This is a genomic window from Streptomyces iconiensis (assembly GCF_028657195.3).
Taxonomy (GTDB): Bacteria; Actinomycetota; Actinomycetes; order Streptomycetales; family Streptomycetaceae; genus Streptomyces; species Streptomyces iconiensis.
Map to the genome: position 1 here is coordinate 21,859 of NZ_JANCPR020000027.1, position 12,480 is coordinate 34,338.

Sequence of the window (12,480 nt, forward strand, 5' to 3'; positions counted from 1 at the left end):
GGTTAGGGGGAAGCGAAGACCGTTGCGACGGCAGTGGCTTCCGACGCCGCAACGGCGCGCAACCAACGAAGTGAGGGCCTAGCAGTCCCGCAGTTCCGGAGACTGGTTGAGAAGCTGGCCACGGACCGATGTGAACCGGCTCAGACGCTCGTCCACCGAGGCGTCGAGCGGGAACACCGCGACCCGGTGGCAGTTCTGGAACGCGAGCCGCACGCCGAAGTGACGCTGCAGCGCGCCCCTGATCGCGTCACTCGCCAGCGCTCGCAACAGCTGGCCTCGGGCCTGCTCGTCCGGCGGTGGCGTCTGGTTGTCGGCGAACTCCCCGCCGTCCACCTTCAACTGCGCGACCAGTGAGCTGACCATCTCCCAGGCGTACGGGAGAGAAGTGCGGACGCAGTCGACGAACGCCGCCTCATCCACCTCGCCACGCTCTGCCTGTTCCAGAAGCGCAGGTGGGACGTCGAGCGACATGAGTTCTCCTCTCACGGACCCGGCCCGGAGACCGGGGTCTCTTGGGGGTGTCGGGACCTCGCCGTGTAATCGCGCAACCTCGGACGGCGACGCCCCCCTTTCACGGTAAGGCTCAACCCGTCCGCACCTCATGCGAATGGGAATACTCGCGCCACCCGCGAAGGAGGCCATCCAGGGGCGAATCGCGCGGAGCGCGGGGTGTCCAGTAGCGTGACCGACCATGCGCCTCGTCATCGCCCGCTGCTCCGTCGACTACGCCGGCAGACTCACCGCACACCTTCCCTCCGCGCCCCGGCTCATCCTGGTGAAGGCCGATGGCTCGGTCTCCGTCCATGCGGACGACCGCGCCTACAAGCCCCTCAACTGGATGTCTCCGCCCTGCACGCTCAAGGAGGGTGACGATCAGCGCTGGACGGTGGAGAACAAGGCGGGCGAGAAACTGATCATCACGATGGAGGAGATCCTCCACGACTCGTCGCACGAACTCGGCGTCGACCCGGGCCTCATCAAGGACGGTGTCGAAGCTCACCTCCAAGAACTCCTCGCTGACCGAATGGAGACCCTGGGGGAAGGCTGGACCCTGATCCGGCGGGAGTTCCCCACGGCGATCGGCCCCGTCGACATCCTGTGCAGGGACGCCGACGGCACCACCGTCGCCATCGAGATCAAGCGGCGCGGCGAGATCGACGGCGTGGAGCAGCTCACCCGGTATCTGGAACTGCTCAACCGCGATCCCCATCTCGCCCCCGTCAAGGGCGTGTTCGCCGCCCAGGAGATCAAGCCGCAGGCCCGCGTGCTGGCCACGGACCGGGGCATCGACTGCGTGACCCTCGACTACAACGCGCTGCGCGGCATCGAGGACGACAAGCTCCGCCTCTTCTGAGCCCCACCCCTGAACCTCCTCCGCCCCGCCGGCCGCCCCCGACCCCCGACCCCCCGCACCCGAGCGGCTCCGGCCCCGGCTCGGGCCCTCTGCTACGGCACCCTGCTCCGGCCCCTCTGCCTGGTCGGGCCAGCCGGGGAGGGGGTGGGTGCGGCGGGACGTAAGTAGTCGTCATGTCGGGTTCTCCTGTGCCGTCAGATCGAGGAAGGCGTCATCCAGTGAGGCGTCCTCGACGGTGAAGCTCACCCCGTCGACGACGGGCCTTCCCCCGTACTCCTTGCGCAGCCCGTTGACTTCGATAAGTGGCATGTCACGAGCGTGACGGAGCGGGCACCCCCGCACATCGGCCATTCTGTTCGTTCTGGCATCAACCATTCGGTTGATGCCAGAAACAACGCCCCGTACCAGTACGCCGGTTCGGCGCCGATGTCACGAACAGCTCGGCGCTGTGCGCCCCTACACCGCCTGCGACGTGGCGGAATCCTGCCGCACGGCGCCGCCCGTGTCCGAGGTGTCCGATTCAGGGCCGAGGGCCGAACCCGAGCCGCCCGTCGGGGTGTTCGGCGGGTCCTCGCTCGTCGGATCGTCGCTCGGAGTCGGGTCGTCGCTCGGAGTCGGGTCGTCGCTGGGCGTCGGGTCGTCACTCGGCGACGAGGGCGGGTCGTCCGGCGAGGACGGGGGGTCATCCGGCGAGGAGGGCGGGTCGTCGGACGGCGTGGAACTGTCCGGCGAACTCGGCGACTGTTCGGGGGGCTTGCTGCCGCCCGACGAGGCGGCTCCCCCGCCGGGCGCCGGCGAGGTGGCACCGGCAGCCGGCTGCTGGGGGCGGCTGGTCGCGCCGCCTCCGCGCCCCGGCTCGTCGGCCGTCAGCCCGCCGTCGTCGTCCTGGGACGCCGACTGCTCGGGCCGTACGGTGTCGGGCGTGCCGTCGTCGGACGCGCTGCTGAGCGTGACGATCGTGCCGAGGACGGCGGCGAGCAGCGCTCCGGCGCTCGCGGCCACGACGTTCCGCTTGCTGCTGGTGAACGCGTGCAGCCGGCGTGAAGCGCCGCGCCCTGCCGCCTCCTTGGAGGTGCGTGCGTTGGCCACCGCACCCATGCCCGCTGCAGAACCCGCAGCGGGCCCCGTGGCGTTGACCGTGTGTCCTTCGGGAGAGACCAGCGTCTCGCCCGCGGGCTGCCGCGCGGCGGCCATCGAGGAGACGGATGTGGTGACAGGCCCCGCTGTCGCGCCCATGGGCACGCCCGCGGGCGGTGAGGCGGACTCTTCGCCGTCCAGCGGGTGCGCGGCGCCGCTCTGCGCCTGTGAGAGCCCTGAGGGCGCAGGTGCGGCGCCATGGGCTGCCGGGGTGCCGGTGGCGGCGAGGCGGTCGGCGACGAGCGCGAGGGCTCTGCGGCCCGCGACGACACCGCGCTGCTCGGCGAGGGTGCCCCGCAGCCCGACGGCGGCCTCCAGCTCGGCCCTGGCCCGCTCGGGGTTGCCCGTCGCGAGGGCGAGGACGCCCAGCTCGTGGTGGAAGTAGGCTTCTTCGGCGATCTCTCCCGACAGCCGCGCGGCTTCCTGGCCGCAGCGCAGCATCCGCTCCCACGCACTCCAGCGCAGCGCTGCCGCCAGCACGGGCGCTGCCGTACGCGTGAGGAGCACGGCGGCGTTGGGGTTGCCGCCTCGCTGTGCGCCCCGCGCGGCGGCGAGTACGGCGTCGGCCTCCGCCGCGACGCGTTCGGGCGTGACGGACGGGTGCCCCGTCCACCAGGTGTAGTGCTGGGCGGCGGCGAGTGCCTGTGCTTCGGCGGCCTCGGTGAAGCCGGCTTCGGCGAGTTGGTCCGCGACTCCCGCCGCCAGTCTGAAGTGGCCGCCCGCCGGGCTGACCAGGCCGGAGCCCACGAGTTCCGGCAGCGCGTCGTCGGCCTGCTGGTCGCCGGTGAGCGCGGGCAGGTGGGCGTGGTGCGGCAGCTCACCGTCGAGGGCGACGGCCAGCCGCAGTGTGCCGAGCGCGGCGCCTGGCAGCGTGCCGAGAAGCGCCGGTACGAGTGCCGTGCCGGAAGCGGGGGCGAAGGCTCCGCCCGCCTGGCGCCGCCGCAGCAGCGCTCCGGCCTGGACGAAGCACTGCACGTGGCCTTCGGACTCGAACCACAGGTCGGCCGCCCAGTCGGCCTCGTCGTCGGTCAGGGGCCTGCGGACGGCGTGCTCCAGCAGTTCCAGACAGGCGGTACGGCTGAGCCCCGCGAGGAAGACCTCCTCGACGCGGGACTCGGAGGCGGGTGAGGCGATATCGGGAGTGGTGGCGAACAAGTAGGCGCACTCGGGCGTCGTCCGCAGCAGTTCGTCGAGCGCGGCACCGCCGAACTCCAGGTCGTCCAGGATGACGACCGCGCCGATCTCGGCCAGCGCCCCGGTGAGCTGCGCCTTGCCCGGCCGCTGGAGCGGCGCGTCATGGACCGAGACGAACAGCTCGTGCAGCAGGTCGCTGGGGGTACGGCGGTGTCCGCTGAGGCGCACGACGCCGTCGGGTGCGAGCCCGGCGACGTCCTGCGCCACCGCGTCGAGCAGTGCGGTGCGCCCCGAACCCGCGGGCCCTGTGAGCCGTACGGAGCGCCCGCGCGCGAGAAGCCTGGCGAGCCGCTCGCGCTCTTCCTCGCGTTCCAGGAGGGGCGGCGCGGGCGGTGTCATGGCGGCGAGTGTCGCGGCGCCGAGGGGCTCGGGGCGCTCGTCCGGGCCCAGCTTGGGCGCCCTGCCCGGCAGTTCACCCGGCGGGCACGGCTCGATCTCGCTGCCGTCGACGGGGTTCACCGTCAGCAAGTAGCTGTCAGCGAGCAGTTGGACCGTACGCACGGGCCCGCCGTCGCCGTACGCGTGCTCTCTTCCGTGCCGATGCCGCTCACTGCCGTACGGATCCATGGTCATCCCCCCAAGAACGGTGCTGCACCTCAACTACTCGGCCGGCACAGCTCGCGGCCCATTGTTCCGGAGCCGGGCGTGCGCGGAGCGGGCCCGTACGTCATGGGTTTGTGAGGATGTGGACGTCGGGCTCGATAGAAGTGGAAGGTGCAGGTCCGCGCTGGCCTCCTTGCCCACGCTGGCCTCTCCTGGCCCCCTGCCCTCCTTCGATGGCGAGGATCCGGTGAAGCCGAGTGGCCACGAGCAGACGCCGCATCTGCGGGGGTACCTCCCGCAGGACGAGCCTCCTCCCGCAACGCCCGGCGCGGCGGTGTGCACCCATGATGACGCCGAGGCCCGTGGCATCCCACGAGTCGAGTTCGGCGAGGTCCAGCACGAGGTCGCCGTCGCCCGAGTCGACGGCGGCGTGCAGGACCGTTCGGGCGTCCGCCGCGCTGCGGACGTCAAGACGACCTCCGACGACCAGCTCGGCGTGGTCGCCCTTGATGTGCATATGCGCTCCCCGGATTGCTGTCCGCGTACGTGAACCTCTACGTGTTGTTGTCCCACCACAACTGACTGTCGCGGGAGGGACGAAGTTGCCGTCCGTGCCTTAACCGATACCGATTTCACCCTCGCGGGCGAGAGTGGGCGGCACGTGTCGGCGCCCTTTGTGCGTACGTACTCATACGTGCTCAGTGAGTTCTCTCGTACCCAGTGAGACCGTTCGTGCTCAATGGGTCCTCGCGTACTCAATGAGGTCGTTCGTGCTCGGTGAGCTTGCTCGTGCTCATGCCTGCTCAGCGAGCTGTGCGTGCCTGTAGTGCTTGTGCACGCCTGTAGCGTTCAGCAGAGCCCTGACGCGCCGTCAGTGCTCGTAGAAGCCCTGGCCGCTCTTGCGCCCCAGGTCCCCTGCATCCACCATCCGCCGCATCAGCTCCGGCGGCGCGAACTTGCCGTCCTGCGACTCCGCGTAGATGTTGTCGGTGGCGTGCAGCAGGATGTCGACGCCCGTGAGGTCTGCGGTGGCGAGGGGGCCCATCGCGTGACCGAAGCCCAGCTTGCAGGCGGTGTCGATGTCCTCGGCCGAGGCGACACCGGACTCGTAGAGCTTGGCCGCCTCGACGACGAGCGCCGAGATGAGGCGGGTGGTGACGAAGCCGGCGACATCGCGGTTGACGACGACGCAGGTCTTGCCGACGGACTCGGCGAACTCCCGTGCGGAGGCGAGAGTTTCGTCGCTGGTCTTGTGGCCGCGCACCAGCTCGCAGAGCGCCATCATCGGCACAGGCGAGAAGAAGTGCGTGCCGACCACCCGGTCGGGCCGTTCCGTGGCCGCCGCGATCTTGGTGATCGGGATCGCCGAGGTGTTGGAGGCGAGGATCGCGCTGTCCTTGGCGAGCTTGTCGAGGCTGGCGAAGATCTCCCGCTTGACCTCGATCTTCTCGAAGACGGCCTCGACGACGAGGTCGGCGTCCGCCGCGCCGTCCAGGTCGGTCGTGGTGGTGATGCGGGCGAGCGCGGCCTCGGCGTCCGTGGCGTCGAGCTTCCCCTTGGCGACGAACTTGTCGTAGGAAGCCTTGATGCCGTCGGTACCGCGGGTGAGCGCCTCGTCCGTCACATCGCGGAGAACCACGTCCCAGCCCGCCTGTGCGGAGACCTGCGCGATTCCGGAGCCCATGAGTCCTGCCCCGATGACGGCGAGCTTCTTCGCCACGTTGTTCACCCTCACTTCGTCCCGCTGGTGAGCTTTGTCCCTCCGGGTGGCCGCGCCACTGCCACGTGCGCGTCACTCACACCCGTGAATAAGCGTCCGTTGGGCGGACATTAGCGCTTCTTCGGTGGGCGTGGGCGGGGAAGAGACACGTATCACGTCTCACATGGCGGACATCACACCGGGGGTGGCACTGGTGTGTCGCGCGTCATCAACCGGGCGCCGACGCCTACTTGAGAGCTGCCGATGACTACTGAACGACTACTGACGACTACTGGAGACCCACGCGACTACTGGAGACCCACGAACCACGGGTACTCATCGGGCGCTCATGGAAGAGAGCTCCTCCGCACCGACCCTCGTTCCGTCGCGACGGGAGCCGATACGGCCGATGACGGGAGCCGATGACGGGAACAGCCGATACAGCCGATACAGAGGCCGTCGTCATACAGCGGGGCCCGCCACAGCGGAAATCCCGGCAGCGGGCGTCGCGGGCGACCGGCCATCGCCTGCGACCGGCCCACACCGTCGTGCACCGTCCCGGCATCGCCCACGCGTTCCCAGCTCCGCCCTGGCGCGGGGAGCAGCGGGCTACGCTCGGGACATGGTTAACCTCACGCGGATCTACACCCGTACCGGCGACAAGGGCACCACCGCGCTCGGCGACATGAGCCGCGCGCCCAAGACCGACTCGCGCATCGCGGCGTACGCCGACGCGAACGAGGCGAACGCCGCGATCGGGGTCGCGCTCGCACTCGGTGACCTGGGCGAGGAGATGCGGACCGTCCTGGTGCGGGTCCAGAACGACCTGTTCGACGTGGGCGCCGATCTGTCGACGCCGGTCGCCGAGAACCCGCAGTACCCGCCGCTGCGGGTCGAACAGACCTACGTCGACAAACTGGAGGCGGACTGCGACCGCTTCCTGGAGGACCTGGAGAAGCTGCGCTCCTTCATCCTTCCCGGTGGCACAGCGGGCGCGGCACTGCTGCACCAGGCGTGCACCGTCGTACGCCGCGCCGAGCGCTCCACGTGGGCCGCGATGGAAGAACACGGCGACGTGATGAACCCGCTCACGGCGACCTACCTCAACCGCCTCTCCGACCTGCTGTTCATCCTGGCGCGCACCGCGAACAAGTCCGTCGGCGACGTGCTGTGGGTTCCGGGCGGCGAGCGGTGAACGGCTCGCCCCCGGGTTCCGCTCTCCTGTGCGACCTGGGCGGCGTCGTGGTCCGCGACGCGCTGCCCGGGATGGTGGCCAAGTGGGCACCGCGGCTCGGCATCTCCGAACAGGCCCTCATCTCCGCCGTGTTCGCGGGCAACGACGACACGGTCCTCGTCGGACGCATGTCCGAGCCCGAGTGGTGGGACGTCGTACGCGAACGGCTGGACGTGAACGAGGAGACCGTCGCCGAGATCCGGCGGGACCTGACGGGCAACCCCGTCTGGGACCACGCACTCGTCGACGCCGTGGCGGCCCTGCGTGGGCGGGTGGGTACCGCGTTCGTCAGCAATGCCTGGCCGCACACCCGTACGGGCCTCGCCGAGCTGCTGGCCGTCGCCGACCACGCGGTCCTCTCCTACGAGGTGGGCGTCGCCAAGCCCGATCCCCGCATCTACACACACGCCCTGGAACTGCTGGGAGTACCCGCCTCAGCTGCGCTCTTCGTGGACGACTCGGCGCGCAACGTCGCAGCGGCCCAAGCTCTCGGCATGACGGGCCACCTCCACACGGAAGCGGCGGGCACCCTGGCGGCGGTCGAAAGCTTCACCCGAGCGACCTGACGCCTCGCGCCGCGGTCGCCGTTCCGGGCGCTGCGCACCACAGGCAGCGCCTCGTTCACACCGTGCCGGCACACCGCGCGCACGCCCCCTGGGAGCTGGCAGCGCTCACCGAGGCGGGCGGACGGGCGGGCGGACGGACGGACGGACAAGGGCACGGGTGACCGTCCTCAACGGGCGAACGGCTGAGCGTCACGCACGGCGGGCCTCACGCACGGCGGGGCACTCTCGCACCCGGTGGGACGCTCTCGCACCCGGTGGGGCGCTCTTAGGCGCCGGTGACGCGGGACTCGATCCAGTTCACGCCGAAGCGCACCAGTGCCGCGGCGTCGAACAGCTGGCTCTCGCCCGCGCCCACCCGACCGGAGACACCGATTCCGGCGGCGAGCGCCTCACGGGCGATCACGGCGAAGGGCCACTCACCCTCGGGAACTCCCGCACGCCTGTAGTCGAACGCTTCGTCCTCGGTATCGATGTCCCAGTAGTGCCGCCAGACGCGCTCGCCCCGCTCGTCCAGGACGGGGACCTCATAGCCGAGGTACCGCTTTCCCGGCGCCTGGGCCAGGGACTCGGCATGGTGGAGCACCGTGAGGGCGTCCAGCGGCGCTCCCAGGAGCAGCACCCGCCCTCCGGTGGCGACGAGCCTGCCCAGGGGGCCGTTCACGCCGTACGGGTCGTCCCAGGACACGTCGGCCGTCAGCTCGGCGGCACGCGCGCCGAGCGCCACGAAGCTGTCGGGGTGTGCCGTCCGCACCGCGCCCGGGGTGAGCCGCAGCGCCTCGGGCAGCCGCCCGTTGTCGTGCGTACCCTCGCTCAACCCCGGCTCGTAGGGCGGGTGTTCGGTCCGCACGGCGTCCTGCCACGCGCGTGGCCACTCCACGAAGTCGTACGGTGGCGCGTCGTTCCAGCCGCTGTAGACCAGCAGCGTGCCCCGCTCCCCCACCGCCTCGCGCAGTGCCCCGACAACGGTGCGCGGACCACCCGGAACGTAGCCGAGCGCGGAGAGACGGGTGTGGAACATGACCGTCTCCCCCGCGTCCGCTTCCAGCCCCAGCGCCGCCAGCTCGGCGACAAGGCGACTGTGTGTGACGGGCCCCCGGGAGAGCGCGAGCAACTGCTGTTCGTCCATGACGTGTTCCTCCGGCGGCGGGCACGTTCCCACGAGAAGGCGGACGCCTACGCGGGCAGTCGCACGCCCTTCGCACGTGTGACATGCGGCACGCGACGAGCGAGCGGGGCGCCGAACGAACCGGCAAGCGGACACGCGGTCGTACGGGCTTACGGGCTTACGGGCAAGCAGGCCAACGAGGGCATACGGACAGGGGCTTCGAGCGTACGCGCCGCCGACCCTGTTCACCTGAGGGTTTTCGTCACGTCCTCGCCGCGGTCGGCGGCGCTGCCGTCCGCGGACGATTCCCCGCCCCCGAGCCGCTTCCGCTCCACCGACTCCGCCGACCCCGCAGACGCCTTCCGCCCCGTCGCCCCCGTCCGCTCCGCCGACTCCATCCGCTCCATCGGCTCCATCGGCTCCATCGGCTCCTCACCCTCCTTCGGCTGCTTCGGCCACAACGTGTAGCTCAGCGCGATGATGACGCTGATCACGGTCAGCAGGCCCATGCGGCCCTGCCACTGCCGCAGTCCCTCGGTCTGCGAGGGGTCGCCGACGTACCAGGTGGCGCACTGGAGCAGCGCGGCGGCGATGGCGGCTGCGCCGGCGAAGCGGGCGGTCATCTTCCACTCGTGCAGGGCGCGCGGCATGCCGTAGCGCGGAGGCTTGACCGGGCGGCCGGCGCCGCCGAAGCGGTGCGCCGCGTGACCGTCGGCCCACTTGACGACGTAGTGCCCGTGGGTGGCGGTGAAGCCGATGTAGACCGCGGCCAGGCCGTGCTTCCAGTCGGGCTCGGCGCCGTTCTTCAGGTCGATGGCCGTCACGATGAGCAGCACGACCTCCAGAAGCGGCTCGCACAGCAGGACGGCGGCTCCCGTACGCGGCATCCGCGCGAGGTAGCGCAGTGCGAGGCCGCCGGCGAGCAGCACCCAGAAGGCGATCTCACAAATGATGATCAAGGTGACGATCATGGGGTGGGCTCCTCATCTTTCCGTCCCTCCAGCGTGATCGCCGACCGCCCGCGACGCGTCGTAGCCCATGATGATTCCCCGCCTGCCGCCACTGCATCGAACGGTGCAGCGCACGTTGCCGCGCGGTCGGCCGTACGTACGACGATCGGGGCGTGTGACGCCGACTAACCTGGCCGTATGAATCCCGTGACCAAGTCCTTCCTGGAAGGCGCGGCCCACTTCATCGCCGGTCTGGGGCTGTGGCTCTTCGGCGGCGGTGTCGAGATCCCCGTGATCACGCTCACGGCGCTGGGCGTGGTCCTGATGGCGATCGGCGTACTACTGGTGGCCAAGGGCGGCTATCTGACGGTGCGCGCACGCCGCGACGCGGCACGCGCACGAGAACAGGCCGCGGAACAGGTATGACCGCGGGCGCGAGTCGCGGTCACCGCAGCGGCGCCAAGACGGGGCCGTGGCGGATCGGGCCATGAGGGATCGGGCCATGGCGAATGGGGCCATGACGGCATCCCCGGCGTCGCGCGCGTACCGCCCGAGCCGCGACGACATCCTGATCGCGATCGCCGGGCTGGCCGGGGGCCTGCTCCTGTGGTCGTTCGGGCTGACCAGCACCCCATTGTCCGAGCGCGGGCCCCGCTGGCTGGCGCTGGTCCCGCTCGGCGTGATGTGCCTGGCCGCGCTGGGCCGCCGGGTGGCGCCGCCGTACGCACTGGCCCTGGCCGTACTGGCACAGACGGCCGACATCCTGGTCGGCTCGCTACTGGCGACGATCGTCCTGTTCACGGACGTCGTCTACGCGGCGGTGCTGTACGGCTCCGCGCGGCTGTCGCGGGCGCTGATGCGCGGCAGCGTGGTCTTCACGGTGATCGTCTCGGTCACGCTGATCGCCACCTTCCGCTCCCCCGAGGTCCTGCTCCTCGCCGGGCTGTGCGGCGGCGTCACCATCGCTCCCGCGTGTACGGGCGCCCTGCTGCGCAACCACAGGGAGGAGGCAGCCGCCGAGCGGCTGCGGGCCGAACAGACGGCGCTGCTGGCCGAGATGGACCGTACACAGGCCATCAACGCCGAACGGGCGCGAATGGCACGCGAACTGCACGACGTGGTCGCCAACCACCTCTCCGCCATCGCCATCCACTCCACGGCCGCACTCTCCCTCGGAATCGGCACCGGCGCCGGAACCGGAACCGGAACCGGCACGGCCACCAGCGCCAATGCCTCCAACGGCACCAAGCACGCCGAGCACGCCGGGGGCGCCGAGGACGGAGCCGACGCCAACGCCGGCGCCCAGAAGGCTGCCGCCGCCGCGCAGGAAGCCCTCGCCGTCATCCGGGAGAACAGCGTGCAGGGGCTGGCTGAAATGCGCCGCCTCATCGGCCTGTTGCGGGACGCCGACAGGAACGCGCAGCCCGTGGCCACCCCCTCCCTCGGAGGGATCGACGCGCTGCTCGACCGCGCCCGCGCGGCGGCGGACGACGGTCATACGTTCACGCTGGACGACCGCCGCACGCCGGGTGAGCGGCTGCCGGCCCCCGTGGAACTCGCCGCCTACCGGGTCGTACAGGAGGCGGTCACCAACGCGCTCAAGCACGCCTCCCCCGGCCCCGTCACCGTCGAGCTGGAGCGCGACAAGGCGCTGCGTATCCGGGTCACCAGCCCTCTCGCCGGTGACGACTCCCCGCGCGCGCCGGGGGCGGGCGCCGGCCTCGTGGGCATGCGCGAGCGCGTTGACCTGCTGCACGGCGAGCTGTCGGCCGGGCCGGCCACGGACCACGACGGCGCCAAGATCTGGGAGGTCCGTGCCGCGCTGCCCGCCCCCACCGAGCCAGGTGCCCCGGAGACGCCACGTACGGGAACGGCACGGGCAGGCACGGCACGGACGGGCCCCGGACGCACAGAGACCGCACGTACGGAAACCGCACGTACAGAGACCGCACGCACCACGGGGCCCCTCGACCACAAGGAGAAGAACCGGTGACAACGGCCAGCACCCAGGGCGCCGAGGACATCCGCGTACTGGTCGCCGAGGACCAGGGCGCCGTGCGCGCCGGCCTCGTCCTCATCCTCCGTAACGCGCCGGGCATCGAGGTCGTGGGCGAGGCGGAGGACGGCGAGGAGGCCGTGCGCCTCGCACGCGAACTGCGCCCCGACGTGGTGCTGATGGACATCCAGATGCCGCGCCTGGACGGGGTGACCGCCACCCGCCGGATCACCGGTGACGGGCTCGCCGACGTGCTCGTACTGACGACGTTCGACCTGGACGAGTACGTCTTCGGTGCCCTGCGCGCGGGCGCTTCCGGTTTCCTCCTCAAGGACAGCGAGGCGGCTGCCGTCGTGGACGCCGTCCGTACGGTCGCGCGCGGCGAGGGTCTGATCGCGCCCGCCGTGACCCGGCGTCTCATCGCCGAGTTCGCCCAGCCGGGCGCCCGCGCGCCCCGCGTCCCCGAGGACGCACCGCCGGGTCTCGCCGAACTCACCCGCCGGGAGCGCGAGGTGCTCGGGTGCCTGGGCGAGGGGCTGTCCAACGCCGAGGTCGCGGGCCGGCTCACGATGGCGGAGGCCACGGTGAAGACGCATGTGAGCAGACTGCTCGCGAAGCTGGATCTGCGCAGCAGGACCCAGGCGGCCGTGCTCGCCCAGGAGTTGGGCATTCCGGCGCCGTAGAAGACGAACGGTCCCGATC

At 71.0% G+C, this 12,480-nt stretch carries 12 protein-coding genes and 1 pseudogene; 6 read left to right on the forward strand and 7 right to left on the reverse strand.

The window, feature by feature from the left end; genetic code table 11:
- Window positions 1-78: 78 nt before the first annotated feature.
- Complete coding sequence (locus NMN56_RS25120) at window positions 79-471, reverse strand: SCO5389 family protein (RefSeq protein ID WP_274040585.1); 393 nt, start codon at window positions 469-471, stop codon at window positions 79-81.
- 220 nt (window positions 472-691) lie between these two features.
- Between NMN56_RS25120 and nucS the strand changes: the two genes are divergently transcribed.
- A complete protein-coding gene (nucS, locus tag NMN56_RS25125) occupies window positions 692-1,354 on the forward strand; it encodes an endonuclease NucS (RefSeq protein ID WP_274040586.1) in 663 nt (220 codons plus the stop codon).
- 216 nt (window positions 1,355-1,570) lie between these two features.
- Here nucS and NMN56_RS25130 read toward each other — a convergent pair.
- From NMN56_RS25130 to NMN56_RS25145, 4 genes and pseudogenes are all read right to left on the reverse strand, one after another.
- Window positions 1,571-1,663: pseudogene (locus tag NMN56_RS25130) on the reverse strand (ABC transporter ATP-binding protein); the annotation flags it as partial.
- A 147-nt stretch (window positions 1,664-1,810) separates the two neighbouring features.
- Window positions 1,811-4,252 carry an ATP-binding protein gene (locus NMN56_RS25135; protein ID WP_430542701.1) on the reverse strand — a complete coding sequence of 814 codons (2,442 nt, stop codon included), beginning with the start codon at window positions 4,250-4,252 and terminating at the stop codon, window positions 1,811-1,813.
- A gap of 100 nt (window positions 4,253-4,352) precedes the next feature.
- A complete protein-coding gene (locus NMN56_RS25140) occupies window positions 4,353-4,745 on the reverse strand; it encodes an STAS domain-containing protein (protein WP_274040588.1) in 393 nt (130 codons plus the stop codon).
- Window positions 4,746-5,099: 354 nt separating this feature from the next.
- Complete coding sequence (locus tag NMN56_RS25145) at window positions 5,100-5,948, reverse strand: 3-hydroxyacyl-CoA dehydrogenase family protein (RefSeq protein WP_274041055.1); 849 nt, start codon at window positions 5,946-5,948, stop codon at window positions 5,100-5,102.
- Window positions 5,949-6,549: 601 nt separating this feature from the next.
- Here NMN56_RS25145 and NMN56_RS25150 point away from each other — a divergent pair.
- Both NMN56_RS25150 and NMN56_RS25155 read left to right on the forward strand, forming a co-directional pair.
- Entirely contained in the window at window positions 6,550-7,122 is a 573-nt protein-coding gene (locus NMN56_RS25150) for a cob(I)yrinic acid a,c-diamide adenosyltransferase (protein WP_274040589.1), read from the forward strand.
- Window positions 7,119-7,727, forward strand: coding sequence for an HAD family hydrolase (locus tag NMN56_RS25155; protein WP_274040590.1), 609 nt, complete (start codon window positions 7,119-7,121; stop codon window positions 7,725-7,727). Before NMN56_RS25150 ends, NMN56_RS25155 begins: the two co-directional genes overlap by 4 nt.
- Window positions 7,728-7,992: 265 nt before the next feature.
- Here NMN56_RS25155 and aac(3) read toward each other — a convergent pair whose 3' ends face one another.
- Together aac(3) and NMN56_RS25165 are read right to left on the reverse strand one after the other, a co-directional pair.
- The gene (gene aac(3) / locus NMN56_RS25160) at window positions 7,993-8,853 is read right to left on the reverse strand and encodes an aminoglycoside 3-N-acetyltransferase (RefSeq protein ID WP_274040591.1); all 861 of its coding nucleotides are present in this window, start codon (window positions 8,851-8,853) and stop codon (window positions 7,993-7,995) included.
- Window positions 8,854-9,077: 224 nt separating this feature from the next.
- Complete coding sequence (locus NMN56_RS25165) at window positions 9,078-9,803, reverse strand: hypothetical protein (protein WP_274040592.1); 726 nt, start codon at window positions 9,801-9,803, stop codon at window positions 9,078-9,080.
- A 177-nt stretch (window positions 9,804-9,980) separates the two neighbouring features.
- Between NMN56_RS25165 and NMN56_RS25170 the strand changes: the two genes are divergently transcribed.
- The 3 genes from NMN56_RS25170 (at window position 9,981) to NMN56_RS25180 (ending at window position 12,461) form a co-directional block, all read left to right on the forward strand.
- On the forward strand, window positions 9,981-10,208 hold the full coding sequence (locus NMN56_RS25170; protein ID WP_274040593.1) for a DUF5708 family protein: 228 nt from the start codon (window positions 9,981-9,983) through the stop codon (window positions 10,206-10,208).
- A 76-nt stretch (window positions 10,209-10,284) separates the two neighbouring features.
- Window positions 10,285-11,775, forward strand: a complete 1,491-nt coding sequence (locus NMN56_RS25175) for a sensor histidine kinase (protein ID WP_283742509.1) — start codon at window positions 10,285-10,287, stop codon at window positions 11,773-11,775.
- A complete protein-coding gene (locus tag NMN56_RS25180) occupies window positions 11,772-12,461 on the forward strand; it encodes a response regulator (RefSeq protein ID WP_274040595.1) in 690 nt (229 codons plus the stop codon). The genes NMN56_RS25175 and NMN56_RS25180 overlap by 4 nt, the downstream gene beginning before the upstream one ends.
- Window positions 12,462-12,480 lie beyond the last annotated feature (19 nt).